This window comes from Vreelandella lionensis, from assembly GCF_002087295.1.
Taxonomy (GTDB): Bacteria; Pseudomonadota; Gammaproteobacteria; order Pseudomonadales; family Halomonadaceae; genus Vreelandella; species Vreelandella lionensis.
In genome coordinates this window covers 13,003-38,325 of the sequence record NZ_MWVI01000013.1, presented here as the reverse complement: position 1 = coordinate 38,325, position 25,323 = coordinate 13,003, and the positions used below count along the sequence as shown (strand labels likewise).

General features: G+C 59.2%; 16 protein-coding genes and 10 pseudogenes. 21 read left to right on the top strand and 5 right to left on the bottom strand.

What is annotated here, in order from left to right; translation table 11 throughout:
* Nucleotides 1-20 precede the first annotated feature (20 nt).
* The 9 genes and pseudogenes from rimM (at nucleotide 21) to B4967_RS01780 (ending at nucleotide 8,975) form a co-directional block, all read left to right on the top strand.
* Nucleotides 21-566: a ribosome maturation factor RimM gene (gene rimM, locus B4967_RS01820; protein ID WP_083023217.1), complete on the top strand. Its 546-nt coding sequence runs from the start codon at nucleotides 21-23 to the stop codon at nucleotides 564-566.
* Between the two features lie 89 nt (nucleotides 567-655).
* Entirely contained in the window at nucleotides 656-1,432 is a 777-nt protein-coding gene (gene trmD / locus B4967_RS01815; RefSeq protein WP_083023245.1) for a tRNA (guanosine(37)-N1)-methyltransferase TrmD, read from the top strand.
* A gap of 152 nt (nucleotides 1,433-1,584) precedes the next feature.
* Complete coding sequence (gene rplS, locus B4967_RS01810; RefSeq protein WP_083023215.1) at nucleotides 1,585-1,941, top strand: 50S ribosomal protein L19; 357 nt, start codon at nucleotides 1,585-1,587, stop codon at nucleotides 1,939-1,941.
* 105 nt (nucleotides 1,942-2,046) lie between these two features.
* A pseudogene (gene xerD / locus B4967_RS01805) lies at nucleotides 2,047-2,927 on the top strand (site-specific tyrosine recombinase XerD).
* Nucleotides 2,902-3,694, top strand: a pseudogene (locus B4967_RS01800) (DsbC family protein). Before xerD ends, B4967_RS01800 begins: the two co-directional pseudogenes overlap by 26 nt.
* An 85-nt stretch (nucleotides 3,695-3,779) precedes the next feature.
* Nucleotides 3,780-5,095: pseudogene (locus B4967_RS01795) on the top strand (homoserine dehydrogenase).
* A gap of 3 nt (nucleotides 5,096-5,098) precedes the next feature.
* Nucleotides 5,099-6,485: pseudogene (thrC, locus tag B4967_RS01790) on the top strand (threonine synthase).
* Nucleotides 6,486-6,491: 6 nt separating this feature from the next.
* Nucleotides 6,492-8,287 (top strand): annotated as a pseudogene (locus tag B4967_RS01785) (single-stranded-DNA-specific exonuclease RecJ).
* A gap of 70 nt (nucleotides 8,288-8,357) precedes the next feature.
* Nucleotides 8,358-8,975, top strand: coding sequence for a YitT family protein (locus tag B4967_RS01780; RefSeq protein ID WP_083023214.1), 618 nt, complete (start codon nucleotides 8,358-8,360; stop codon nucleotides 8,973-8,975).
* Between the two features lie 75 nt (nucleotides 8,976-9,050).
* On the opposite strand, the gene B4967_RS21160 is transcribed toward B4967_RS01780, so the two are convergent.
* From B4967_RS21160 to B4967_RS01770, 3 genes and pseudogenes are all read right to left on the bottom strand, one after another.
* Nucleotides 9,051-9,674, bottom strand: a complete 624-nt coding sequence (locus B4967_RS21160) for an HAD-IC family P-type ATPase (protein ID WP_422821834.1) — start codon at nucleotides 9,672-9,674, stop codon at nucleotides 9,051-9,053.
* A complete protein-coding gene (locus B4967_RS01775; protein ID WP_422821833.1) occupies nucleotides 9,625-11,577 on the bottom strand; it encodes a heavy metal translocating P-type ATPase in 1,953 nt (650 codons plus the stop codon). The genes B4967_RS21160 and B4967_RS01775 overlap by 50 nt, the downstream gene beginning before the upstream one ends.
* Nucleotides 11,544-12,003: pseudogene (locus B4967_RS01770) on the bottom strand (MerR family transcriptional regulator). The gene B4967_RS01775 and the pseudogene B4967_RS01770 overlap by 34 nt, the downstream one beginning before the upstream one ends.
* Before the next feature lie 260 nt (nucleotides 12,004-12,263).
* On the opposite strand from B4967_RS01770, the gene B4967_RS01765 reads away from it, so the two are divergent.
* From B4967_RS01765 to rimI, 8 genes and pseudogenes are all read left to right on the top strand, one after another.
* Complete coding sequence (locus B4967_RS01765; RefSeq protein ID WP_083023212.1) at nucleotides 12,264-13,616, top strand: OmpP1/FadL family transporter; 1,353 nt, start codon at nucleotides 12,264-12,266, stop codon at nucleotides 13,614-13,616.
* Nucleotides 13,617-13,876: 260 nt separating this feature from the next.
* Nucleotides 13,877-14,975 (top strand): peptide chain release factor 2 gene (gene prfB, locus B4967_RS01760; RefSeq protein ID WP_139794385.1). Its coding sequence is split into 2 segments (ribosomal slippage): nucleotides 13,877-13,951 and nucleotides 13,953-14,975, totalling 1,098 coding nucleotides; the frame shifts between segments, so codons are not numbered across the junction.
* Nucleotides 14,976-15,009: 34 nt separating this feature from the next.
* On the top strand, nucleotides 15,010-16,521 hold the full coding sequence (gene lysS, locus B4967_RS01755) for a lysine--tRNA ligase (protein WP_083023209.1): 1,512 nt from the start codon (nucleotides 15,010-15,012) through the stop codon (nucleotides 16,519-16,521).
* 140 nt (nucleotides 16,522-16,661) lie between these two features.
* Entirely contained in the window at nucleotides 16,662-16,997 is a 336-nt protein-coding gene (locus tag B4967_RS01750) for a hypothetical protein (protein WP_422821832.1), read from the top strand.
* A gap of 88 nt (nucleotides 16,998-17,085) precedes the next feature.
* Nucleotides 17,086-18,488 (top strand): annotated as a pseudogene (locus B4967_RS01745) (MFS transporter).
* A 40-nt stretch (nucleotides 18,489-18,528) separates the two neighbouring features.
* Nucleotides 18,529-18,835: pseudogene (locus B4967_RS01740) on the top strand (BolA family protein).
* Complete coding sequence (locus B4967_RS01735; protein ID WP_083023207.1) at nucleotides 18,832-19,635, top strand: hypothetical protein; 804 nt, start codon at nucleotides 18,832-18,834, stop codon at nucleotides 19,633-19,635. The pseudogene B4967_RS01740 and the gene B4967_RS01735 overlap by 4 nt, the downstream one beginning before the upstream one ends.
* Nucleotides 19,632-20,078: a ribosomal protein S18-alanine N-acetyltransferase gene (gene rimI / locus B4967_RS01730; RefSeq protein WP_083023205.1), complete on the top strand. Its 447-nt coding sequence runs from the start codon at nucleotides 19,632-19,634 to the stop codon at nucleotides 20,076-20,078. Before B4967_RS01735 ends, rimI begins: the two co-directional genes overlap by 4 nt.
* On the opposite strand, the gene B4967_RS01725 is transcribed toward rimI, so the two are convergent.
* Together B4967_RS01725 and rsmD are read right to left on the bottom strand one after the other, a co-directional pair.
* Nucleotides 20,075-20,269 (bottom strand): cell division protein ZapB, encoded by a 195-nt coding sequence (locus tag B4967_RS01725; RefSeq protein ID WP_044629605.1) that lies wholly within the window; start codon nucleotides 20,267-20,269, stop codon nucleotides 20,075-20,077. The genes rimI and B4967_RS01725 overlap by 4 nt on opposite strands.
* A gap of 116 nt (nucleotides 20,270-20,385) precedes the next feature.
* On the bottom strand, nucleotides 20,386-20,970 hold the full coding sequence (gene rsmD / locus B4967_RS01720) for a 16S rRNA (guanine(966)-N(2))-methyltransferase RsmD (RefSeq protein WP_243470271.1): 585 nt from the start codon (nucleotides 20,968-20,970) through the stop codon (nucleotides 20,386-20,388).
* Nucleotides 20,971-21,096: 126 nt separating this feature from the next.
* Here rsmD and ftsY point away from each other — a divergent pair.
* From ftsY to rpoH, 4 genes and pseudogenes are all read left to right on the top strand, one after another.
* Nucleotides 21,097-22,454: pseudogene (gene ftsY / locus B4967_RS01715) on the top strand (signal recognition particle-docking protein FtsY).
* Nucleotides 22,451-23,119 carry a cell division ATP-binding protein FtsE gene (ftsE, locus tag B4967_RS01710; RefSeq protein WP_083023200.1) on the top strand — a complete coding sequence of 223 codons (669 nt, stop codon included), beginning with the start codon at nucleotides 22,451-22,453 and terminating at the stop codon, nucleotides 23,117-23,119. Before ftsY ends, ftsE begins: the two are co-directional and overlap by 4 nt.
* A complete protein-coding gene (ftsX, locus tag B4967_RS01705) occupies nucleotides 23,116-24,162 on the top strand; it encodes a permease-like cell division protein FtsX (RefSeq protein WP_083023198.1) in 1,047 nt (348 codons plus the stop codon). Before ftsE ends, ftsX begins: the two co-directional genes overlap by 4 nt.
* A 250-nt stretch (nucleotides 24,163-24,412) precedes the next feature.
* Nucleotides 24,413-25,282, top strand: a pseudogene (gene rpoH / locus B4967_RS01700) (RNA polymerase sigma factor RpoH).
* Nucleotides 25,283-25,323 lie beyond the last annotated feature (41 nt).

The window sequence follows — 25,323 nt, the reverse complement described above, 5'->3', positions numbered from 1 at the left end:
TGTAGCTGGAGTGGTCGTCAATGACGCGTTTTAACACTAGCCATACTGACGACACACATGTGGTGCTTGGTAAGCTAACTAGCCCTCACGGGATTAAAGGTTGGCTGAAGGTGTACTCCTATACCAACCCCATGGACAGCATTCTAGAGTACCCTGAGTGGTGGGTGCGCCAACGGGAAAACCTAACGCGCATGAACGTTGTTCAGGGAAGTCGGCAAGGTAAAGGGCTTGTCGTGCAGCTGAAAGGTGTGGGTGACCGAACGGCAGCCGAAGCGGTGGCGCAAGCGGACATCCTGATGCCGAAAGAAGCACTGCCTGAGCTTTCCGACGATGAGTACTACTGGCATGAGCTTGAGGGCCTTACTGTCTTCACTCAGTCAGGCGAGCGGTTAGGGCAGGTCAGCTACCTGTTTGAACCCGGCGCGAACGATGTCATGGTGGTACGCGGTGATAACGACGCAATCGATAAGCGCGAGCGGCTGTTACCCTTCCTGCCCGATGATGTGATCGTTGAGATCAGCCTGGAATACGGCCGTATGGTGGTTGACTGCGGCCCTGAGTTTTGATGAGCCAAGACGCTTTGAACGAACTTACGGCGACGGATGCAACGGTGGCAGCAGAGGAGTCTGCAGGCAGCCAAACAGACGCACCAGCGATGTGGATTGGTGTGGTATCGCTGTTTCCTGAGATGTTCGATGCGATTACCCAGCAGGGCGTGATCGGTCGGGCGGTAGAGAAACAGCGCATTGCCCTAGAGTTTTGGAATCCGCGGGATTATGCCACCGACCGCCACCGCAGCGTGGACGATCGCCCCTATGGCGGCGGCCCCGGTATGCTAATGAAGGTAGACACCCTCCGGGCGGCTATCTTTGATGCTCGCCAACGTGCCGAGCAGGCAACCGGTCTCACGCCGACGGTGATCTACCTATCGCCCCAAGGGCGCCGGTTAGATCAGCAGGGCGTTCAAGTGCTCGCCTCGGCAGGCCCTCTTGTAGTGGTTGCCGGGCGCTATGAAGGCATCGACGAGCGCGTGGTGGAGAGTGACATCGATGAAGAATGGTCGATTGGCGACTATGTGCTGAGTGGCGGTGAGCTGCCCGCGATGGGGCTGATCGACGCAGCGGCAAGGCTGGTACCCCGCGTGCTGGGCCACCCGGCTTCCGCTATCGAAGACTCGTTTAATGACGGCTTGTTAGACTGCCCGCACTATACCCGTCCTGAAGTCATCGACGGGCGCCAAGTGCCTGAGGTGCTGCTAAGCGGAAATCATGCAGCCATCAAGCGCTGGCGGTTAAAGCAGTCGCTGGGGCGTACCTGGGAGCGTCGTCCCTGTCTGTTAGCAGGGCGAACCCTTAACGCCGAGCAGCAAGGGCTGCTAGACGAGTTTATCGAGGAACACGCTCTGTCCGCTACGTTGGGTAACGCGGAGTAGGCAGAGCGGCGGTGCAGGACGGGTACAGTAGTAAGCTTACGTACCTGCGTCACCCATAACGACTCCCGCGTAGCTCGCTTCGAGCGCCGGGATCACGGTTTGCCCCTTCCACGACTGCGTGGCAAGCCATTACGTTATTTAGGAGTATGAAGATGAGCAGCAAGAACAAGGTGATCCAGGCGATCGAAGCCGAGCAAATGAGCAAAGAGATTACTGATTTTGCACCGGGCGACACCATCGTCGTTCAGGTTAAAGTAAAAGAAGGTACTCGTGAGCGTCTGCAGGCGTTTGAAGGTGTGGTCATCGGTAAGCGTAACCGCGGCCTGAACTCCGCTTTAACCGTACGCAAAATCTCCCACGGTGTTGGCGTTGCGCGTACCTTCCAGACCTACAGCCCGCTGGTTGACTCCGATAGAGTCAAGCGTCGTGGTGACGTTCGTCAAGCCAAACTGTACTACCTGCGTGAGCGCAGCGGTAAGTCGGCGCGTATCAAGGAAAAACTGGCTTAATCGCCACTTTTTTCACGGGCGCACGGCGCTCGGATACGGAAAACCCCGTCACCGCTTTGCGGGGCGGGGTTTTTGTTTGTCGCCTTGCAGTGAGACCGTTAGCCTATGAGCGGGATTGATGCCTATCTGGATGCACTGTGGTTAGAGCAGGGAGCCAGCGACCATACGCTAGCGGCCTATCGGCGCGATTTAACCGCTTGGCAGCAGCAGCTTGAACGCGATGATGAAACGCTGCTCACAGCCTCGCCAACGCGTTTTAGCACTTGGATGGAGCAGCGTCGCGAGCAAGGCTACCAACTGCGCAGCAACGCCAGAATGCTTTCGTCACTGCGCAGTTTTTATCGCTGGGCACGGCTCTATGGACATATAGACAGCGACCCGCTTGCCAATGTATCGCTTCCCAAGGTACGCCCTAGCCTGCCCAATACGCTTGAGGAAGACGAGGTTGAGCGCCTGCTGCTGGCCCCGGATGTGGGCACGCCGCTTGGCGTGCGTGACCGCACCATGCTGGAGCTGCTCTACGCCTGCGGGCTGCGGGTGTCTGAGCTTGTTGGCCTGACCGGCGATGCAGTCAACTTGCGCCAGGGGGTGGTGCGAGTGAGCGGCAAAGGGGATAAAGACCGCCTAGTGCCCATGGGGGAGGAGGCCGCCGAGTGGCTGGCGCAATACTTAAAAACAGCGCGCCCGGGGTTAATGCAGGACCCAACGCGCCCAGCGCTGTTCCCCGGGCGAGGCGATAACTCAATGACGCGGCGACATTTTGGCACCGTATTAAAGCCCACGCCATCACGGCAGGAATATCGCGGCCGCTGTCGCCTCACACGTTGCGCCACGCATTCGCGACTCATTTATTGAATCATGGGGCTAATTTACGGGTCGTACAGCTGCTGTTAGGTCATAGCGACCTATCCACCACACAAATTTATACTCACGTTGCCCAGGCGCGCCTGGAGCAACTGCATGCTGAACACCATCCACGAGGTTAATCAAAGAATGCGCCAACGTATGCCCTCAGCTGCGAAATCCTGTGCCCCCTGGCTGGTGCTGGCGGGCAGTTTACTGCCTGCTTTTGCCTACGCCGTTGATGTTGCCGAGCGCTTGGCTGAAAATTTACAGGTCAATGGGCAGGCGATGCCGGTCGAGCAGGTGAATGCCACGCCGATGGAAGGGGTTTATCACGTTCGCCTGGAGAGCGGTGAATCGTTTTATTCAAATGCGGACGGGCAGCCACTTTTTGGTAGGGGACCTCTACCAAAATGCGGATAATGGGCTGGTAAATTTGACTGAGCAGTCCCGCAACCAAGAACGCGCGTCGGCGCTGGCGGCGATTCCTGAGAGCGAGCGCGTGGTGTTTAGAGGGGTGGATGAGCCGAAGGCTACGGTGGTGGTGTTTACCGACCCCACCTGCCCCTATTGCGAACGCCTCCATGAGACCGTACCCGAGCTCAACGAGCGGGGCATTGCGGTACACTACCTAGCCTTTCCAAGGGCCGGTATGGGCAGCGGTGCAGCCAACACCCTGCAGCAAGTCTGGTGCTCTGATAACCGCAGTGAAGCGATGAATCAGGCCAAAGAGGGACAAACGATTGCCGCAGAGGCCAGCTGCGATAACCCGGTGGCAGATCAGTACGCCCTGGGACAAGCGCTAGGGGTTCAAGGTACGCCAGCCATCATCCTGCCCGACGGGCAAATGGTGCCTGGATTTGTACCCCCCGACCGGCTCGTTGCCATGTTAGGCTTGAAAGATGAATAACATCACTTAAGTAACGAACGAACACGCTGAGACACTGATTTAAGAAGCGGCACCTGCGGGTGCCCAACACGAAAGGGGAAGTATTTTGAAACCGGTAAGAGTAGGCATTTGTGGGTTAGGTACTGTGGGTGGCGGCACCTTCAACGTATTAACGCGCAACGCGGACGATATTAGCCGCCGCGCAGGCCGCCCGATTGTGATTGAACAGGTTGCCCACCGCAGTATTCATCCTGACTGCGATATTACCGGCATTAACGCGACGACCGATGTGTTTGAAGTCGCGAACAACCCCAACGTGGATGTGCTGGTAGAGCTGATCGGCGGCTACGATATTGCCCGCGAGCTGGTGCTCACCGCAATTGCCAACGGCAAGCATGTAGTCACCGCCAACAAGGCGCTGATCGCCGTTCACGGTAACGAGATTTTCCGTGCGGCCCATGAAAAGGGCGTGATCGTTGCCTTTGAAGCCGCCGTCGCGGGGGGGATTCCCGTCATCAAATCGCTGCGTGAAGGCCTGGGGGCCAACCGGATCGAGTGGGTCGCGGGCATTATCAACGGCACCGGTAACTTCATTCTGACCCACATGCGCGACGAAGGCCGTGCCTTTGAAGACGTATTGGCCGAGGCCCAGGCGCTTGGCTATGCCGAAGCCGACCCGACGTTCGACGTGGAAGGCATCGATGCCGCCCACAAGCTGACCATTCTGGCTTCCATTGCTTACGGCGTGCCGCTGCAGTTTGAAAAAGCCTTCACCGAAGGCATTTCGCGTATCACCGCCGAAGACGTGGAACAGGCCGACAACCTCGGTTACGTCATCAAGCATCTGGGTATCTCCAAGCGCACCGATCAAGGGCTGGAGCTGCGGGTTCATCCCACGCTGATCCCCAAAGAGCGCCTGCTGGCCAATGTGCATGGTGTGAAAAACGCCATTGCGGTGATGGGTGATGCGGTTGGTCCCACGCTGTACTACGGAGCGGGTGCCGGTGCCGAGCCAACGGCGTCAGCCGTGGTGGCGGATCTGCTGGACGTGGCGCGCGACATCGCCACCGACCACCACTACCGCGTGCCTTACCCGGCGTTTAGCGGCATCGATGAAGATGTTAGCCAACTGCCGATTATGCCGATGGAAGAGATCACCACGGCTTACTACCTGCGCCTGCTGGCGGTGGACCGCCCCGGCGTACTGGCCCGTGTAGCGACCATTCTGGCCGACAGGGCATCTCCATTGAAGCGCTGATTCAGAAAGAGGCCACCGAAGGCGAGCTGGTACCGATCATTCTGCTGACGCATCGCACCAAAGAGAAGCAGATGAACGAAGCGATCCGCGAGATCGAAGCCATGGCCGATATCGCAGGCCCAGTCACGCGTATTCGCGTGGAAAGCCTGGACGAAGGAGAGTAACCGATGCGCTATATCAGCACGCGTGGGCAAGCGCCCGCCCTCTCGTTTGAAGAGGTGGTGCTCACCGGTATGGCCAGCGATGGCGGTCTTTACGTCCCGGAAACGCTGCCTGAGTTCTCCAAAGAGGAGCTGGCCGACATGGCCGGGCTCTCCTACGCCGAGATCGCTTTTCGGGTGATGAAGCCGTTCGTCAACGGCGAGATCGACGACGAGACCTTCCGCCGTTTGGTGACCGAGGCGTACGCCACGTTCAACCACGACGCGGTGGTGCCGTTAAAACAGTTGGATGCCAGCCACTTCCTGTTAGAGCAATTCCACGGCCCGACGCTGGCGTTTAAAGACGTGGCGCTGCAGTTGCTGGGGCGACTGCTGGATACTTCCTGAAAAAGCGCAACGAGCGTGCGGTGATCATGGGCGCCACCTCTGGTGACACCGGCTCGGCGGCCATCGAAGGCTGCCGCCACTGCGACAACCTCGATATTTTCATACTGCACCCCCACAACCGCGTCTCCGAAGTGCAGCGCCGTCAGATGACCTCGGTGCTCGCCGACAACGTCTTCAACATCGCCATCGAGGGCAACTTCGATGATGCCCAGGCGATGGTGAAAGCCAGCTTTGCCAATCAAGACTTCTTGAACGGTACGCGGCTCGTGGCGGTGAACTCGATCAACTGGGCGCGTATCATGGCCCAGATCGTCTACTACGTGGCCGCAGGCGTGGCGTTGGGCGCTCCCCAGCGGGAAGTAAGCTTCTGCGTGCCATCGGCTAACTTCGGCAATGTCTTTGCGGGCTACATGGCTTACAAGATGGGCCTGCCGGTGAAGCAGTTCACATCGCCACCAATGCCAACGATATTCTGCACCGCACGTTGGCGGCTAACGACTTCTCCAAGAAAGAGCTGGCGGCCACGTTAGCGCCCTCGATGGATATCGTCGTGTCGTCCAATTTCGAGCGCCTGCTGTTCGATGCCTACGACCGTGACGGTGCCGCCGTGGCTGCCCTGCTGGAACGCTTCCAGCAAGAGCCTACTGCGCTTGCCGGTGCGCCGCTGGCTAAGCTGCGCGAGAAGTTCGCCAGCTACAGCGTCGATGACGAGACGATTCTGGAAGTGATTCGGGAAGCGCATCATCGTACCGGCGAGATTCTCGATCCGCATACGGCGACCGGCTACCGAGCGGCCGAGCGGGCACGTGTAGACACCTCCACGCCGATGATCACCCTGGCCACCGCCCACCCGGCGAAGTTCGCCGAAGCCGTGGTAAAAGCGGGCTTCCAGGGCGTGCCGCTGCCGACCCACATGGACGACCTGCTGGAGCGTAAAGAGCGCTATACGGTGTTGCCCGCAGAATTGAGCGCGGTACAGCAGTTCGTCGCTGACAACGGTCGCTGAGGTGATATGACCCAGGTGTCACCCCTTTCTCAGCAGAGTAACCAGCCCCGCCTAGAGCCTCGTCCCCTGGACGAGGCTGTTTATTTGCGTGCGCAATCCGAAGGGCTGAGCGAGCTTCAGGCAAGGCTTTTGGCATCGCGGCTGCCCGGCTATACCGGGGAGCTTGCGCCGCTGGTGTCGCCCAGCCTGCGCTATCTCGTGCATCCTGAAAAACCTCGCCGATGGTCGCCGCGCGGCGGAGCGAATTGCCCAGGCAGTCGCTGAAGGCGAGTCCATTGGTATTCTGACCGACTACGATGTGGACGGCATCTCCTCACACGTGGTCATTCGGCGCACGGTGGTGGAGCTGTTTGGTGTGCCTGAGCACAAGCTGCACAGTCTGATTGGACACCGTATTCACGACGGCTACGCCATCAGCCTGCCGTTAGTGGAGCGAACGCTCAGTTTAAAGCCGCTGCCCACACTGGTGATTACCGCCGACTGCGGCAGTTCTGACGAGCCGCGCATTGCGCGGCTGAAAGCAGCCGGTATCGATGTGGTGGTCAGCGATCACCACGCGCTGCCCCTGGAAGGTCCGCCGCCCTCCGCGTATGCCTGTGTGAACCCGACTCGTAGCGATTGCGACTATCCGGATAAAACCATTGCGGGCTGTATGGTGGCCTGGCTGCTGATGTCGCTCGCCCACGGCGTACTGGTGGAGTGGGGAGCGTTGCTGGAGGCCACGCCGAAGCTCTCGCCGTGGCTCTCCTATGTGGCGTTAGGCACCGTGGCGGACTGCGTCTCGCTGGGTGGAAGCCCGCCAACCGTGCGGTGGTGAGCTACGGCTTAACGCTGATCAATCGTATGGATGCCGCCTGCTGGCGGGCCATGGCAGCGCGGTTAGGGGCTGACAGCGTGCCCTTCAACGCCGAAACACTGGCGTTTCAGATGGGCCCGAGGATCAACGCCCGTTCGCGGCTAGATGACCCCTACGCGGCGCTGCACTTTATGCTGGCAGAGAGCGACGGTGTCGCGAACCGTCAGCTTGAAGTGCTTGACCAGGATAACCAGTCCCGCAAGGCGATTGAGGCGGATATGACCGAGGAGGCGCGGGCGCTAGCCGTTCCCGCCTTGGAGGCCAACGAGCCTGCCGTCGTGGTGCTGTTGGAAGATGGTCACCCCGGCGGGCAGGGCATCGTCGCCTCGCGGCTGGTGCAGGCCTACGGACGTCCAGCCGTAGTGCTTACGCGGGCAGCCGCGCCCAATATGCTCACCGGCTCTGGCCGCTCCATTGAGGGGCTGCACCTAAGAGATGCCCTGCAGCGTACTTTTGAGCTTGCTCCTGAGTCGCTGCCGCGCTTTGGGGGGCACAGTGGTGCCGCAGGTGTAGGCGTGCCACGGGAGCAGCTAGCGGCCTTTAAAGCCGCGTTTTTGCAAGCGGTTGGCGAGCAACTTGGCGATACACCGCTCTACCCGCGTCTATGGACCGATGGCGAGCTCTCGACCGCCCAGCTCTCGCTGGCGACGCTGGTGGAAATCGAGACGTTAGGCCCCTATGGGGGGGAGTCGACCCGCCGCTATTTGAAGGGCGCTTTATTGTGGAAGCGCTGCGCCCGGTGGGTGCAGAAGGTTCGCACTTGATGATGGAGCTCTCCATGGGGGCCGTCACCAGCAAAGCGATTTGGTTTCGCGCGCTCACACCGGGGGAACTGCCCTCGTTTAGCGTGGGCGATACGCTGCACTGCGCTTACAAGCTCAATCGCAACCGCTGGCGCGGTCGCGAGTCATTGCAGCTTATGGTGCACCACGCTAGCCCCGTTTAATACTCTCCGCTATCCTCGCGTCCTTGGCCGCTTAAGCGGCCGCTCTAATAATCCTAAAAAGGACGCACTCATGCGCATGGAAGACCTGCCTAAAGACCCTCACAAGCCCTATGAAGACATCATGGCGATGCTGTTGGGCACGCTGTTTGTGGCGCTGGGGGTGACGTTTTACCCCCACGCGGTGCTGCTCACCGGCAGTACTGCAGGGCTTGCACTGTTGCTGAACGATGTAACGGGGTGGGGGTTTGGCATCTGGTTTTTTGCTATCAACCTGCCGTTTTACTATCTGGCGATCAAACGCATGGGGTGGAGCTTTACGCTGCGCACTTTTGCGGCCATCGGCCTGGTATCGCTGTTCTCCGAACTCACCCAAGGGTGGGTCGAGTTTGCCAACGTGCCTTCGCTCTACGCGGCGCTGATGGGCGGCGCATTAATGGGAATTGGCATGCTGATGCTGTTTCGCCACCGCACCAGCCTCGGCGGTATCAACATTCTCGCCCTCTACCTCCAGGATAAGCACGGCCTGCGGGCGGGCTATGTGCAGCTCGGCATCGATGGCGTGATCCTGCTGGTGGCACTCACCCAGCTAGCCCTAGACCGCGTAGGCTACTCGGTGCTGGGGGCGCTGACGCTCAACTTGATTATCGCCCTAAACCACAAGCCAGGGCGTTATATCGGGGTTAGCTAAACGGTTGCTAGTTAAGCCAAAACCACCAGACGACCAAGCCAATGACTGCGATACCCGCAAGATTGATCAGTAAACTCATACGGCCTCCTGCTGGGTGGGCTTCCATAACCGCAGGCGGTTGGCGTTGCTGACCACGGTGATGGAGGAGAGCGACATGGCCGCGCCGGCAATGATCGGTGACAGCAACATGCCGGTTACGGGGTAGAGCACGCCGGCGGCAATCGGGATACAAAGTACGTTATAGCCAAATGCGCCTACTAGATTCTGCTTGATGTTGGTGAGCGTGGCCCGGCTAAGCTCAATCGCCGTGGCCACGCCGTGTAGTGAGCCGCGCATCAGCGTAATACCGGCGCTCTCCATGGCGATATCGGTACCCTGGCCAATGGCAAAACCCACGTTGGCGCGGGCCAGCGCGGGGGCGTCGTTAATACCGTCGCCCACCATGCCGACCACTTCGCCTGCCGCTTGGCGGCGCTCAATTTCTGCGTGCTTGTCGTCGGGCGTCATGCCTGCCTTGAACTCGCTAATGCCTACCTCGCGGGCCACCGCAGCGGCGGTATGTTCGTTATCGCCCGTCAACATCACCACGGTTAATCCGTCATCCTGCAAGCGCTTCACGGCGGCGGCGGCATCTTTGCGCAGCGGGTCGCTAACGCCGAAGAGGGCGGCCAGCTTGCCATTCACCGCTAAATAAACCAGCGAGGGCGCCTTGGGTTCCAGCTGGCGAATGCTCTCGTCTGCTGGGGAAAGGGTCGACGCCAGACGCTTCCAATAAGCGCGCATTGCCTAGCAGCAGCGTGTCATTAGCTTGGCTGGTGCCTTTAACACCGCCGCCGGTCACGCTATCAAAGCTAGCCAGCGCATCGGGGCGGGCGTTGTGCTCTTCGGCGTAGGCCGTCAGCGCTTTGGCAAGGGGGTGCTCCGAGCGGCTCTCTAGGGCGGCCACCCAGGCCAGCACTTGGGCGCTATCATCGTGCAGCACCGTTGCCTCGGTGACGCGCGGTTTGCCTTCGGTCAGCGTTCCCGTTTTATCGACGACCAGCGTGTTCAGGCGGCTCGCGGTTTGCAGCGCTTCGCCGCTACGCACCAGCACGCCATGCTCGGCGGCTTTGCCCACGCCAATCATGGTGGAAATGGGAGTGGCCAAGCCCAGCGCGCAGGGGCAGGCGATAGTCAGTACGGTGGTGGCAGTGACCAGCATATGAATAACCACTGGAGCGGGTCCGAGGTTGTACCAGGCAAGGGCCGTTAGCACCGCAATAATCATCACGGCGGGTACAAATATGCCTGAGATCGTATCGGCCAGCTCGCCAATCGGTGGGCGGGAGTTTTGTGCGCTGGCCACCTGCTCGGTGATACGTCCCAGGCGGGTATCGGGGCCGATTCGGGTGGCGCGGTACACCAAGCTGCCGCTGCCATTCACCGTGCCTGCGCCTACCTCTTCATCCGCTGCTTTGTGCACCGGCACGGGTTCGCCGGTGAGCATCGACTCATCGATATAGCTCTGGCCGTCGAGCACTACGCCATCTACCGGCAGCCGCTCACCGGGGCGCACGCGAATATGGTCATCCAGCGCTACATCCTCCACCGCGACCTCCTGCTCCACACCGTTGCGTATTACTCGGGCAGTTTTTTCCTGTAGGTCGAGCAGCCGTTTAGGGGCGCTGCTGGTGCGGCCTCGGGCGCGTAGCTCCATGGCGTTGCCGAGCAGGATTAACCCCACCACCATCGCAGAGGCTTCAAAGTAGCTGCCCTGGGCCACTTCGGGTAGCCAGGGGGCGAAGAGCACTACCATCATCGAGTAGAGCCAGGCGGTGCCGGTGCCCATGGCCACCAGGGTGTCCATGTTGGCTTGGTGGTGCTTGAGTTGTTTCCAAGCGTTGGTGAAAAAGTGCCGCCCAGGAAAGGCCAAAATAGCCAGGGTCAGCAGGCCTATTACTAGCCAATAGAGGCGGCCCAGGCCCATTGGGTGCGGATGGTAAACGAACATGCTCAGCATCAGTGGAATCGCAAGGGCAAGCGATAGAATGCTGCCCTTGAGGCGCTGACGGTAGGTTGCCGCTTCCTGGGCTTCACGGGTGCGCTCCGCTTCGCGCATATCCACGATGGGTTCAGCGTGGTAGCCCGCTGCGGCGACGGCTTCAATCAGCGCATCGCGCTTGGCACTGCCCGTTACCTGGGCGGTGTGGGTGCCAAAGTTCACAGACGCGGCACTCACCCCGGGGGTATTCGCCAGCGCTTTCTCAACGCTTTTCGCACAGCCCGCACAGGTCATACCGCTAATCAATAGCCGCTGTTGGGGGGCGTCAGTGGGCACATTTTGGCCTTCGGCCACCTCGGAAGTTGGGGCCGACTCGGCAGGTAAAGGATCTTCACTCGGCGCTTCATCGGGTGGGTAGCCTGCCTCGCTAAGCGCACTATCTAGCGCGTTGCCATCTAGCGAGCTTGTGACCTCTAGGCGCTTCTCGGCGGGAAATCCCTCCACACTGGCCGACGGATCTTTGGTGTGAATAGCCTCGCGCATACGCTTGACGCAGCCCTGGCAGTTCATGCCGGGCACGGTGCGCGTTAGCGTTTGTGACTGCAGGGTGTGTGACTGCATGGTGCCTCCTCGGGAAAACTTTCGATTAAGCGGCACAGGCTATGGCCATCGGGGGTGCCGTCAGGCATGTCGCGCCAGCTCTCCAGTGCCTGCTCCATTCGCTGGGCAAGTGCCTCTAGCTCGGCAATCCCGCGCGCGTATTTGCGGCAGCCGGTGGGCAAGCAGATCGCGCACTAGCGGGCAGGGGGAGTCGCCCTGGTCGGCATGGGCTAGGATGTCGCGGATTTCCGCCACGCTAAACCCCAGCTTGCGCGCCCGCTGAATAAAGTGCAGACGCTCCAAGTCGGTGGCGGAGTAGAGCTGGTAACCGTTGTCGGGATGGCGTTGGGGAGATAGCAACCCTTCTCGGGTGTAATGGCGGACGGTTTCAGCAGTGACGTGACCGAGTTTGGCAAGCTCGCCAACTTTTAAATCGCTTAACGACATAACCTCCCCCCGATTGGTGGTAAATGTTCAAACTGTAGTGTAAAACCTTTGGGTAACCCATAGGTCAAGCAGGCGTGATCGACTCAGTCGAAATACTAAAACACTGATTTAAAACGAGCGTGCGACTAATGTATAAGCGGAAAATAAAATAAAACGCTCGTTTGCACTTGAACCGGACCAAGCATTGGGCGAAAACTGAGGTGTAGGAACAACGCGGATGGATGGCACAGTCCGCCGGATCATCGGGAGAGAGGCCCACAATGCATAATAACTTCAAGAAATTAACCCTAGCGGCCGCGGTTGCAGCAGTTACCTTTGCAAGCCAAGCCAACGCAGGCGGATATCAGATTAACGAGCAGAGCGTCAGTGGGCAGGGGTATGGCCATGCGGGACGTAGCTCAAACGTACACGATGCTACCATTGTGTATGGCAACCCGGCGGGTATGTCGTTCCTCGACCGCGCTCAGATTACGGCGGGTGGTACTTTTTTTTGCGTCGATACGGATATTAGTAATGTCACGGCGAACCGCACCTTGGATGCCGGTGTTGCCCAAGGCGGCGCTCCGGCGGGTGTTCAGGTGCCGGTAGGCACGATTCCTGGCACTAACGATGGCGATATGGTGCCGGGTACGCTGATACCTTTTGCGTTTTATGCCCAACCCGTGAATGAACGTCTGGCATTTGGTTTCGGTGTTTATGCACCTTTCGGTTCTCAGACAGAGTATGAAGATACCTTCCAAGGCCGCTATTTCGGTGACTATACCGAGCTGCGAGTAGTGAGTGCCCAGCCAACCGTGTCTTACCGCTTTAACGACCAATGGTCAGCCGGTATCGGTGTCACGTACAACCAAGTGGAAGGCGAGCTACGTCGTCAACTGCCTACTAGCGCTGCCTTTAATGCGGCCGGAGATGTGGATTCACGGGTAGAGGGTGACGACGACGGCTGGGGCTATAACTTGGGCGTGATTTATCAGCCGGTGCCAGAAACAATGCTGGGCCTGACCTATCGTTCTGCAGTGGATTATGAGTTGGAAGGCACCTTCAAAGCCACAGACCCGCTGGGCAACGTGGTGCGTGCGGATACCGCTAACCTGGATTTGACCACCCCTGAAACGGTTAACTTCTCGCTGACCCAGCAGATGACTGACCGTTTGAAGTTGATGTTTGGCGCCTCCTGGGTTCGTTGGAGCCAGTTTGAGGAAATTTCGATCTTAGGTAGCCAGGGCAACGAGATTACCAACGAGCAGCAAAACTACTCAAACGCCTGGGCCTTTGCCTCTGGTGGTGAGTATCAGCTAACGCCGACCTTAGCACTGCGCGCAGGCGTGACGTTAGACTTCACCCCCACCAATGACCAAGACCGCAGCGTGCGTATTCCGTCCGATGAGCGTCGTATCTTCTCTATCGGCGCTGGCTGGAGCCCGACTCCGGACCTAACGCTGGACTTCGCTTACTCCTATCTCTCCGAGCGCAGCACCTTTATTGAGCAGGATCGCCAAGACCTGCTCGCTAGTGCTCAAACAGGAGGAGTACCCGTCGGTGGTGCTACTTACGCCGCTGACTACAAAAACCAAGCCCACGGCTTCGGTGCCCAGCTGACCTATCGGTTCTGATCGACTGCTCGCGCTTACTGATCGGTCTTCGACCTACTGACCCGGCTTCGGCCGGGTTTTTTACGTTAGCAACGAAGGGGGGGGTGGATGCGGTATGCGCTGGGTTTCGTTACAATGCGTGCCAGAATGCCGCCGCTGGGGTGGCTCGCGAAGGTGTTAAACGCCAAGCGGTGAGTCACCTCAGCGGCGCCGGTCTCTTTTAAGCCGCGTTTTAGCGCGCATGAGACCCCGCTATTTACTGACCAAGGCTAGGGCGATCCATGTTGGAAACCAACCCGATTCATAACCAGATCAAGGACCTGTCTGAGCGGACAGACGTTCTTAGGGGGTATCTTTGACTATGCCGAGCGTAAAGATCGGCTAGAAGAAGTATCCCGCGAACTCGAAGACCCCAACGTCTGGAATGATCCAGACTACGCTCAAAAGCTAGGCAAAGAGCGTGCCTCCCTCGAAGCCATTGTGGCCACCATTGACGAGTTGGATCAGGGCCTGGCCGATAGCCGCGACCTGTTGGAACTCGCCGAGATGGAAGAGGATGAAGGCACCGTCGAGGAAGTACGCAAAGAACTCGATGGCCTGCAGGGCGCCCTGGAAAAACTCGAGTTTCGCCGCATGTTCTCGGGAGAAATGGACGAAAACAACGCCTACCTGGATATTCAATCGGGTTCCGGGGGCACCGAAGCACAGGATTGGGGCAACATTTTGCTGCGCATGTACCTACGCTGGGCCGAGAGCCACGGTTTTAAAACCGAGATCATCGAGATTTCTGCTGGGGAAGTAGCGGGCATTAAATCGGCGTCGCTGCATATCCAGGGCGACCACGCTTTTGGCTGGCTGCGCACGGAAACCGGTGTTCACCGCTTAGTGCGCAAAAGCCCGTTCGACTCCGGTGGCCGCCGTCACACCTCGTTTGCGTCGGTGTTCTTGTCTCCTGAAATCGACGATAGCTTCGAGGTTGAGATTAACCCATCCGACCTGCGTGTCGATACGTACCGCTCCAGCGGCGCCGGTGGTCAGCACGTTAACACCACCGACTCGGCGGTGCGGATCACTCACGAGCCGACCGGCATTGTGGTGGCGTGCCAGAGCCAGCGTAGCCAGCATGCCAACCGCGACTTCGCCATGAAGCAGTTGAAGGCGAAGCTGTGGGAACACGAAATGCAAAAGCGCAATGCGGCCAAGCAGGAAGCGGAAGACTCCAAAGCCGATATCGGTTGGGGCAGCCAAATTCGCTCTTACGTACTGGATGATCAGCGCATTAAAGACCTGCGTACCGGCGTTCAGTCCAGCAACTGCGACAAGGTGCTCGACGGGGATTTAGATCAGTTTATCGTCGCCAGCCTGAAGCAGGGTTTGTAATCTTTTTAGCGTTTGAACATGAATAGGGTGCCCGATGGCTAACCAAGACGCGTCTTCTCTCGATAACGAAAATCACCTGACCTCCGAGCGCCGTGCCAAGCTGGCGGCCCGCCGTGAGCGGGCGGCCGAGCAGGGCAAAAGCGCTTTCCCGAACGATTTCCGCCGCGACAGCCTCACCGTTGAGCTACATAACCTGCTGGGCGAGAAACACAAAGCCGAGCTGGAAGCGCTGGACCACCAAGCGTCGGTGGCCGGGCGCGTGATGCGCAAACGCGGCCCTTTTATCGTGATTCAGGACGTGGCGGGCCAGATCCAGCTCTACGTGGATAAAAAGGGGCTGCCGGAAGACGTTCTGGAAGACATCAAGGGCTGGGATATCGGCGATATCGTCGCCGCCCGTGGCCCGGTGCACAAGTCTGGCAAAGGCGACCTGTACGTGATGATGGTCGAGGCGCAGCTGCTGACCAAGAGCTTGCGCCCGCTGCCGGATAAGTTCCACGGCCTGACCGATCAAGAAGCCCGCTATCGTCAGCGTTACGTGGATCTGATCATGAACCCGCAGTCGCGTAAGGTGTTCGAGACCCGCGCGGCGGTGATCAGCTCCATGCGCCGTTTCTTCGAAGCCCGTGGCTTTATGGAAGTGGAAACGCCGATGCTGCAGCCGATCCCCGGCGGCGCGGCGGCGCGCCCCTTTATCACTCACCACAATGCGCTGGATATCGATATGTACCTGCGTATTGCGCCGGAGCTTTACCTGAAGCGCCTGGTGGTGGGTGGTTTCGAGAAAGTGTTCGAGATCAACCGCAATTTCCGTAACGAAGGGCTGTCCACTCGGCACAACCCGGAGTTCACCATGGTGGAGTTCTACTGGGCCTACGCGGATTACCGCGACCTTTTAGACATGAGCGAAGCCATGCTGCGCACGGCAGCTCAGGAAGTGCTGGGCACCACCACGATTACTTACCAGGGGGCCAGCTACGATTTTGGTCAGCCCTTCAAGCGTCTCACCCTGCGCCAAGCGATTCTGGATCACGGCGACGGCATCACCGATGCCGACCTGGATACCCTAGATGCTGCCCGCGCTGCGGCGGAAAAACTGGGCATCAAGGTCAAAGAGAGCTGGGGCCTGGGTAAAGTTCAAACCGAGATCTTTGAAGAAGTGGCGGAACACAAACTGGACCAGCCCACGTTCATCACTGAATACCCGGCAGAAGTTAGCCCGCTGGCGCGTCGTAACGATGCCAACCCCTTCGTGACCGACCGCTTTGAGTTCTTCGTCGGTGGTCGCGAGATCGCCAACGGCTTCTCGGAGCTGAACGACGCCGAAGATCAGGCAGAGCGTTTCCGTGAACAGGCCGCCGCGAAAGACGCCGGTGATCTGGAAGCCATGTACTATGACGCCGACTACGTGCGCGCGCTGGAGTACGGCCTGCCGCCCACGGCGGGCGAGGGCCTCGGCATTGACCGCTTGGTGATGCTGTTCACCGACAGCCCCTCCATTCGGGATGGGCTGCTATTTCCGGCCATGCGCCCCGAGGTGGATTAACGCTCAACCAGGCGGTAGCGGACGAAAAGTTGGTAAGGGCGCGATTTAGCGCCCATAATGGTCAACGTTTCGACGGCGAGGAGAATCCCATGTAACTGCTAAATCGCTCTGCCCTGAGCGTCAGGCCGACCCAGACCTTCGTGGACTGGATCAATGCGCTCGAACCCACCATGGGAGACGACGACCTGACCCTGGACGACGTCGAACGTGAAAGTACGGTATACCTGATCCCCGAGATGGATACCCCTGAGGCGTTAGAGACGTTTGTCCGCGAGCGTCACGTAGAAATCCTGGAGACCGAGCTACGCGCCTGGGAAGAGGATGAGCGCCAGTGGCCAGAAAAATTAGATTGGTCGCTGGTTCAGGAATTCCTGCGCGTTGAGCACAGCTACTTAGCCATTGACCTGGACGACGAAACCGCCCTGGAAATCTCGGATGTTGACGACGCGCTGCTGCTCGACAACGAACAAGATTAGCGTGCTACTATTTTAGCGTAAGCGCACAGTGAAACCGGCTTCGGCCGGTTTCGCCGTTTGTAAGGGGTCTGTTTAGGAATTCACTACCATGCGACTGTTTGAAACTCGCCCTGGCGACGATGGGCTGCCGGGGCCTGAGCGCCTGCTCGCCGTGCTGGCGCTGGTCACCGGTACGTTGATGGCGGTGGTCGATACCACCATGATCAACCTCGCCCTGCCCACCATTGCTGCCGATCTGAATGTGCCGGCCTCCAGGGCAGTATGGATTACTAACCTGTTCCAGGTCGTGTGTGCTGCGTTCTTACTGGTATTTGCGGGCATCAGCGAGCTCATTACTCGCAGGCGGCTCTACTTGTTTGGCCTTGGGACGTTTGTGGTAGCAGCACTAGGGGCGGCACTGTCGCGTAATTTAGAAACATTGCTAGTGTTTCGCGCCTTCCAAGGCCTTGGGGCAGCCGCGACCCTTTCTATTGGGCCGGCCCTCTATCGAGCTATTTTTCCATCCCGCTTGTTAGGCAGCGCGCTCGGTCTAAGTGCTCTAGTGGTAGCGGGTGGTTATGCCGCAGGCCCCACGCTCAGCGGGGTTATTCTCTCGTTTGTGGATTGGCCGTGGTTGTTTGCGCTCAACGTGCCCCTCGGGGTGTGCTCGCTCTGGCTAGCCAGCCGGGCGTTGCCGCGGGATACGCCTCGCCAGGGTAGTTTTGATACGCTGGGGGCACTCTACTCGATGTTGATGCTGGCGAGCTTCTTTGTCGCTATGGACGCCGTTGGTCACGCTGCGCCTATCTGGCAAAGCGGCGGTTGGGCCATGTTGGCAGGGGCCGCGTGTACTCTATTTATCCGGCGCCAGCAGCGCGCTCCTTATCCACTGCTGCCGCTGAGCGTGTTTGCTGAAAAGCGCTTCACGCTGGCGGTTTCCGCCTCGGGATTAGCGTTTATTGGGCAGGGACTCACCTTTGTAGCGCTATCGTTTTTCTATCAAGAACAGATGGGCTTTTCGCCACTAGAAACCGCTTGGCTATTCACGCCGTGGCCCCTGGCGATCATGCTAGTGGGGCCGTTGGCGGGGCGGTTGGCGGATCGAGTTAATCCCAGCCTGCTATCTAGTGCCGGGCTGGTGCTACTGATTATTGGCCTAGTCGCGCTGGCGCTGGTGGATGAGAGCACCGGCGTGGCGGGAGCCTGTGGCGCACGGCGCTGTGTGGTATTGGGTTTGGACTTTTCCAGCCGCCGAATAACCGTGAAATGATGGGCAGCCTGCCACCTGAGCGCAGTGCCAACGTTTCAGGGGTGATGAGCACCACGCGTACGGTGGGGCAGTCATTCGGAGTGGCTCTCGTTGGGGCAGCGCTGGCGCTGGGGTCGCCAATTCAGGTCACGCTCTGGTTGGGAGCGGGGACCACCCTGTTAGCGTTGCTGGCGAGCCTTTCGCGGGTGTCGCTTGCCCAGAGGGCGCTGGTTGAGCGGCGGGCATCGTCTGTTGGAAAGTAAGGGCGTACAATAAACCAGTTGCTGACTGAAGGAGAGTCCCATGGCGATACAGACACAAATTGAGCAGAAGTTGGCGGCCTTAACCCCTGACGTGCTGCAGGTCGAAAACGAAAGCCATATGCATAACGTGCCGGCCAACTCTGAAACTCACTTCAAAGTGACGCTGGTAAGCGATAGCTTCGATGGCATGATGCCGGTCAAGCGCCACCAACAAATATTGCCCTGTTGGCGGATGAGCTCTCTGGTCCGGTGCACGCCCTGGCGCTGCACCTCTACACACCCAAAGAGTGGCAGGCACGGGGCAGCGAGCGCCCGAACTCCCCCAATGCCGTGGCGGCGGCCAGTGACCCCGGAGGTTGTTCGTCGGCACTACCTGGATGCTATGGGTATTACCGCCTGGGCATGCCGCTACCAGCTGCCCAACGCCCGCCCGACGGAAGCCTGCGAGTGGGAAGAAACACCGACCAAAACACCACCACGGGAGCGGTTGCATGCGCTGCTGGATGATGCACCAGCACCGCGAACACGTAGCCAGCCTGCCGCTGTCGAGCAAGGAAACACTTCCCCAGTGGCATCGCCCTCGGCGGTCAAGGCGCTCTTAGGTCATTCGCCTGCTGCGGCACCCACCTCGGAGGCGAGCCCGGTACCAGAACCCAGAGTACCGCCTGCGCAACCCGCCAAGCCGCTGAACTTTAGTCTCTCCTGTGCTTGTGTGGGAGGACGCTGGCTTAGCGTATGTGAAGGGGAAATGTCTCCGGTTGAACAGCAGTTGCTTGCCAATATGCTGCGGGCGGCTGGTGTGTTGCGCGGCGAACTGCCAACAGTGACCCACTTCAAATGGCCGCCCATGGCCACAGCCTTTGCGCCGGAAGAGCCGCTTGAGGAAGCTCAGGAGGGTGTGGCAGCGTTTGTTGCTGGGGCCGCGAGCCGACAAGGCTGGCAGTTAGAGCAAGTGCTCTGGTGGGGCGCAGAGGAGACGGCTACTGACCTTGCTCGAGTCATGGCGCTTACCGACGGGCAGAGCCAAACGCTCGCACTTCCTGTGTGGCAAGGCCCGTCGCTGGCCGCGCTCACTCAGCAGGCCAGTGCTAAACGCGCGCTATGGCCGCGTTTGGTGGCCTTAGGACAGCAGTGGAGTGCTGAGTGATCTGCCGGTTAAACGCTGCGCATCGAGTGCCGCTACATACTTTAGAAGCCGCCGCACACAGCGGGGCAAGCCCCCAGCAGTTAGATGAAGCGCTGGCCGATGAGCAGGCCTGGGTAGTGGGCTATTGGCAGGACGACGTGCTAATGGGTTATGCGTTGTTGGCGAAGTTGCCGTTTGACGCTGAGCTACAGGCGATTGGTGTACTGCCCGCTTGCCAAGGGCAAGGCATAGGCCAGCGGCTGCTTAACAAAGTGGTCGCGGTGGCGAAGCAGTGGCAAGCTGAGCGGCTGCTGTTGGAAGGGCGGGCTGGAAACCAGCGAGCGATTGCGCTGTATCAGCAGGCGGGGTTTGGCGAAGATGGTCGTCGGAAGGAGTACTACCCGGCCGTGAAAGGCACGACCGGGCGGGAGGATGCGCTGTTAATGTCGCTGCCGTTGGCTTAGGACGCGTTGCTATCACTCATGCCATCGAATTTGCTAAGCACACCTTGTAAGCGGCTTTCCCACTCTTCACGCTCTTGTTTTAACTGAGCATTTTCGTTACGCAGCTCTTCGTTTTCCAGCTTCATCATCTCCAACGCCTCAACAGTGTCGGTGATTTTCTGTTCTAACTGATTAAAAAGCTCAAGGCTCATGCCTACCTCCAGTAACGGACGACAGGCGGCTGCCTATCGTCATGAAATAAAATGGGCCATCAATGTGTGACTCAATCGAGCGAGCGTAACGCTGCTGTCAGTTGGCGGCAAGCGCTTTACGAGGGCAAGCGTTGATAGAGCCTGGCAATACTCTCACCTGCCTGAGTTTCACGGTGTAAATGCCAGTTAGCCGGTACCGCTGGCGTTAGGCTCTGTTCGGTTTCCAGGTAGATCATCGCATCGCTTGCCAGCCATCCGCCCGCTTCCAGCGCGGCACAGCAAGACGCGGCTAACCCTTGGTGGAACGGCGGGTCGAGAAACACCAGATCAGCAGGTTGGCTAGGCTTTTCAAGAAACGCCTGGGCATCAGCAGTCACTACCTGCCCCTGCGTTGCACCGAGGGTGGCAAGATTGTCGCGAATCAGCGCGGCAACGTGTGTATCGCGCTCGACAAAGGTGACCTGCGCAGCCCCCCGAGAGAGCGACTCGATGCCAAGCGCGCCGGTACCGGCAAATAGGTCCAGCACCTGCTTGCCATGCAGCGCTTGGCCCAGCCAGTTAAACAGCGTTTCACGTACGCGATCCGGCGTAGGGCGTAGGCCCGGGTGGTCGAGCACAGGCAGCATGCGGCGGCGAAAATCGCCGCCGATAATGCGCAGTTTCCCCGGCGGATTGGCAGTTCCGCGGCGGGGAGTCGACATGCGAGATGATGAGCGAGAGGAGCGTTGTCGTTTCATAACGCGGATTGTAGCGGGCTACTTATCCAAAGTCTTGGTCTGCGGTGGTAGGATAATGGCAATGTTCACCTATTTAGTCGGATGACACCTATGTTCGGTTTTTTCAAACGTAAGAAAAAGCACGACTCCCAGCAGGAGCCTCAAGACGCCCAAGAGCAGCCAGCGCTGCCAGACGAGCCCGAAGGCGCACCTGATAAGGAGCCTGCTGCTGATGTATCAGCGCCTTCGGAGACGCCGGCTGAGCCCAAAGAGCCGCCTTCCGAATCGCTGGCAGAAGAGCCGCCCAAGCCCGCGCCGGAGCGCGAAAACGAACCCACTGAGGTGCTCGCTCAGGAGCAGTCGCCTGAGCCGGTGACCAAAGAGGACGTTCAGCCAACGGGCGTTGACGAGGAAGTCACCCCCGCGCCAATCATGGACACTGTGCCAGAGCCAGAGCCAGAGCCAGAGCCAGAGCCAGCCGCGAAGCCCGCTCTGCAAGAGAAGCCAGTATCCGAAAAAGGCGAGAAGAAAGGCTGGTTTGCGCGCATCAAATCTGGCCTGGGGAAAACCCGCGCCAATCTTACTGACGGCTTGGCCGACCTGTTCCTTGGCAAAAAGCATATCGATGACGAGCTGCTGGAGGATCTGGAAACTCAGCTGCTCATGGCCGATGTGGGCATCGAAGCGACGAGCGAAATCATCGAGCGCCTTGAGGCACGGGTCTCCCGCAAAGAGCTGAACAACCCCGAGGCACTCTACCGAGGCCTACAGGAGGAGCTGGCCGCGCTGCTGGCACCCGTATCTGAGCCGCTCAGCTTCGAGAAAGAGAGCGACGGCCCCTTCGTTATTCTGGTGGTGGGGGTCAACGGCGTGGGTAAAACCACCACCATCGGCAAGCTCACCCAGCGTTTCCAGCGCGAAGGCAAGAGCGTCATGCTGGCAGCCGGGGATACCTTCCGTGCGGCGGCGGTGGAACAGCTTAAAGTGTGGGGCGAACGCAACAGTGTACCGGTGATTGCTCGCACACCGGGGCTGACAGCGCCTCGGTGATTTACGACGCAGTGGCGGCTGCCAAAGCCCGCGGCGTGGGCGCGCTGATCGCCGACACCGCCGGGCGGTTGCACAACAAGAGCCACCTGATGGAAGAGCTGAAAAAGGTGCACCGTGTGATGCAGAAGCTCGATGACACGGCGCCCCATGAGGTCATGCTCGTGCTGGCTGCAGGCACGGGGCAGAACGCAATTTCCCAGGCCACTACTTTTAATGAGGCGGTGCCGATTAGCGGCATTACTTTAACCAAGCTGGATGGCACCGCCAAAGGCGGGATTATCTTTGCCCTGGCGAAACAGCTAGAAACGCCGATTCGCTTTATCGGGGTGGGTGAGGGCCTGGACGGCTTGCGCCCCTTCAACGCTAACGACTTCGTCAACGCGCTGTTTGACCGACAAGGGGATGATGGTCGCGCATGATTGCTTTTGAGCATGTGGGGAAGCGCTATGGAGGGCGCTTTGACGCGCTGGCGCACCTGAACTTTCGCGTGGCGAGAGGCGAAATGGTGTTTCTGACTGGCCACTCCGGGGCGGGAAAAAGCTCGCTACTGCGGCTGATTATGCGCCTAGAAAAGCCCAGCCGTGGGCGAGTGGTGGTAGCCGGGCATGACATTGCCCAGCTCCACGCCAGCCCGGTGCCGTTTTATCGTCGCCAGATTGGCGTGGTATTTCAGGACCACCAGCTGCTATTTGATCGCAGCGTGTTCCATAACGTTTCGCTGCCGCTAGAAATTCAGGGTGTAGAGCCCCGAGAGGCGGCGAGGCGGGTGCGGGCAGCACTGGATAAAGTCGGCCTGTTGCACCGCGAAAAAGCCCTGCCCATCGAGCTTTCCGGCGGTGAGCAGCAGCGGGTGGGCATCGCCCCCGCCGTGGTCAATAAGCCCGCGCTGCTGCTTGCCGATGAGCCCACCGGTAACCTAGACCCACAGCTCTCTGCCGATATCATGGCCCTGTTCGAAGACTTCAACCGTATCGGCACTACGGTCTTGATCGCTAGCCACGATTTGGCGCTGATTGCCCGCCTGCCCCACCGCATCCTGCGTCTGCAGGACGGTCGTTTAGTCGCCGATGAGGGGGCTGCATGAAGCGCTCAGCCAATACTCGCCAAAGCGGTGCCGCCCCTCGGGGTAGGCGCCAACCACCCAAGCCCGCCGCGCCTGCCTCGGAAACAGCCCCTCGCAGTGGGGCGCGCGCTCAGCAAACGCGTTTTAGCAGCCGCTTGCGTGCCTGGGGGCGGCACCACCGCGCCATGGCGCTGGATAGCCTCTACCGGCTGGTGCGCCATCCGCTGGGTAACTTGCTCACGATGCTGGCGATTGCCATTGCCCTAGTGCTCCCCGCCGCGCTGTGGCTTACCCTGGATAGCGCCAAACTGCTGGATGCGGAGCTGGATGAAAGCGCCACGCTTACCGTTTATTTGGAAATGAGTATTGATGAGGCACAGGCGGCTCGGATTGAGGAAGCCGTTGCCGCTGATGACGGCGTTGCCAAGACGCGATTGATTAGCCCGGCGCAGGGCATGCCGGATTTTCAACAGGCGCTGAGTGTCGATGATACTCTCGCAGGACTGGACGATAACCCTCTTCCTACGAGCATCGTCATTTCCCCGCAAAATGTGGACCCCGCCGCCATGGCTGGGCTAGCCCAGCGGTTAGAGGGTTTGTCCGGTATTGACGAAGTGCGCGTTGATTTAGCCTGGGTAGAGCGGCTGCGCCATTTAGCGGATCTAGGTCGCCGCATGGCGCTTGCCCTGGGCGTGCTGTTCGGTTTTGGCGTGCTGCTGGTGGTGGGAAACACCCTTTGCTTGGCGGTGGAGAGCCGTCGCCGCGAAATTGAGGTGGTAATGCTGATTGGCGCCACTCACGCCTTCGTGCGTCGGCCTTTCCTGTATAGCGGTGCCTGGTACGGCGTTGGCGGCGGGCTGCTGGCCTTGGGCCTGTTAGGGTTGGGTAATCACTGGCTCTCACTGCCGGTAGCGGCGCTGGCGGCCAGCTACGGTGCCATCTTCACCTTGCCGCAGCTAGATGTGACAGGCTCTACAATTCTGCTATCTTGCAGTACACTACTTGGCTGGCTGGGCGCATGGCTTGCCGTAACACGCCATCTCTCCAGCATTCGCCCGCGTTAACGCATGTAGGCAGCATTTATGTCATCATAGGTTTACATGTGAGTCATATATTTAGCAGTATGCTGTGTTATGCGGTCGATAACGGGAATTTCTACCCCCGTTTTGCGACTTATGCAGTGAATGCATCGGTCGTTTGAACCTTAAGCTTCTACTAAGGTCTTATAAGTTAATTCAGGACGTTTGGCAGCACGTTTTATAATGTTAGGCCGACACGTCAACCACGATAGGTTTTAAGGGAGACCACCTGCACATGAGCACTAGTCTTCTACCGGTGGGACAGCTTTCACCAGGCAACGACCTGGGGGGCTATATTCAAGCGGTGAATGGCATCGCCTAGCTGAGCGTCGAGGAAGAGCGCGAGCTGGCGTTTCGTCTTTATGATGAAGGCGACCTGGAAGCGGCGCGCCGCTTGGTGCTTTCGCACCTGCGTTTTGTGGTGCATATTGCCCGTAGCTATTCAGGCTACGGCCTGCCGCAGGCAGATCTGATTCAGGAAGGTAATGTTGGCCTGATGAAGGCGGTCAAGCGTTTCGACCCTAACCAGGGCGTGCGCCTAGTGTCGTTTGCCGTGCATTGGATCAAGGCAGAGATTCATGAGTTTGGCTGCGTAACTGGCGCATTGTTAAAATCGCCACCACCAAAGCCCAGCGCAAGCTGTTCTTCAACCTGCGCAGCGCGAAAAAGCGTTTGGCATGGCTGAATAATGACGAAGTGGATGCCATCGCCAAAGACCTTGATGTGAAGCCTGAAATCGTGCGCGATATGGAAGGCCGCCTCTCAGCGTTTGATGCAGGTTATGATGCCTCGCCAAGCGACGATGAAGAGAGCACCTACCAAGCGCCGGCTTACTTCCTCGACGATGCGTCCGCCGACCCTGCGACGCAGCTCGAAGACAGCGATTTTGAAGAAGACTCTACTCCGTCGCTTGCAGCTGGCGCTGAAGGGATTGGATGATCGTTCGCGGGATATCCTGCAGCGCCGTTGGCTCACCGATGATAAAGCAACGCTGCACGATTTGGCCGATGTGTACGGCGTCAGCGCCGAGCGTATTCGCCAGCTCGAGAAGAACGCCATGAAGAAACTGCGCCAGAAAATGGGCGACGCCGCTATCGCTGCGTAATGCTATTTTGTCGCGCAACAAAACGCCCCGAAGGTGCCGTA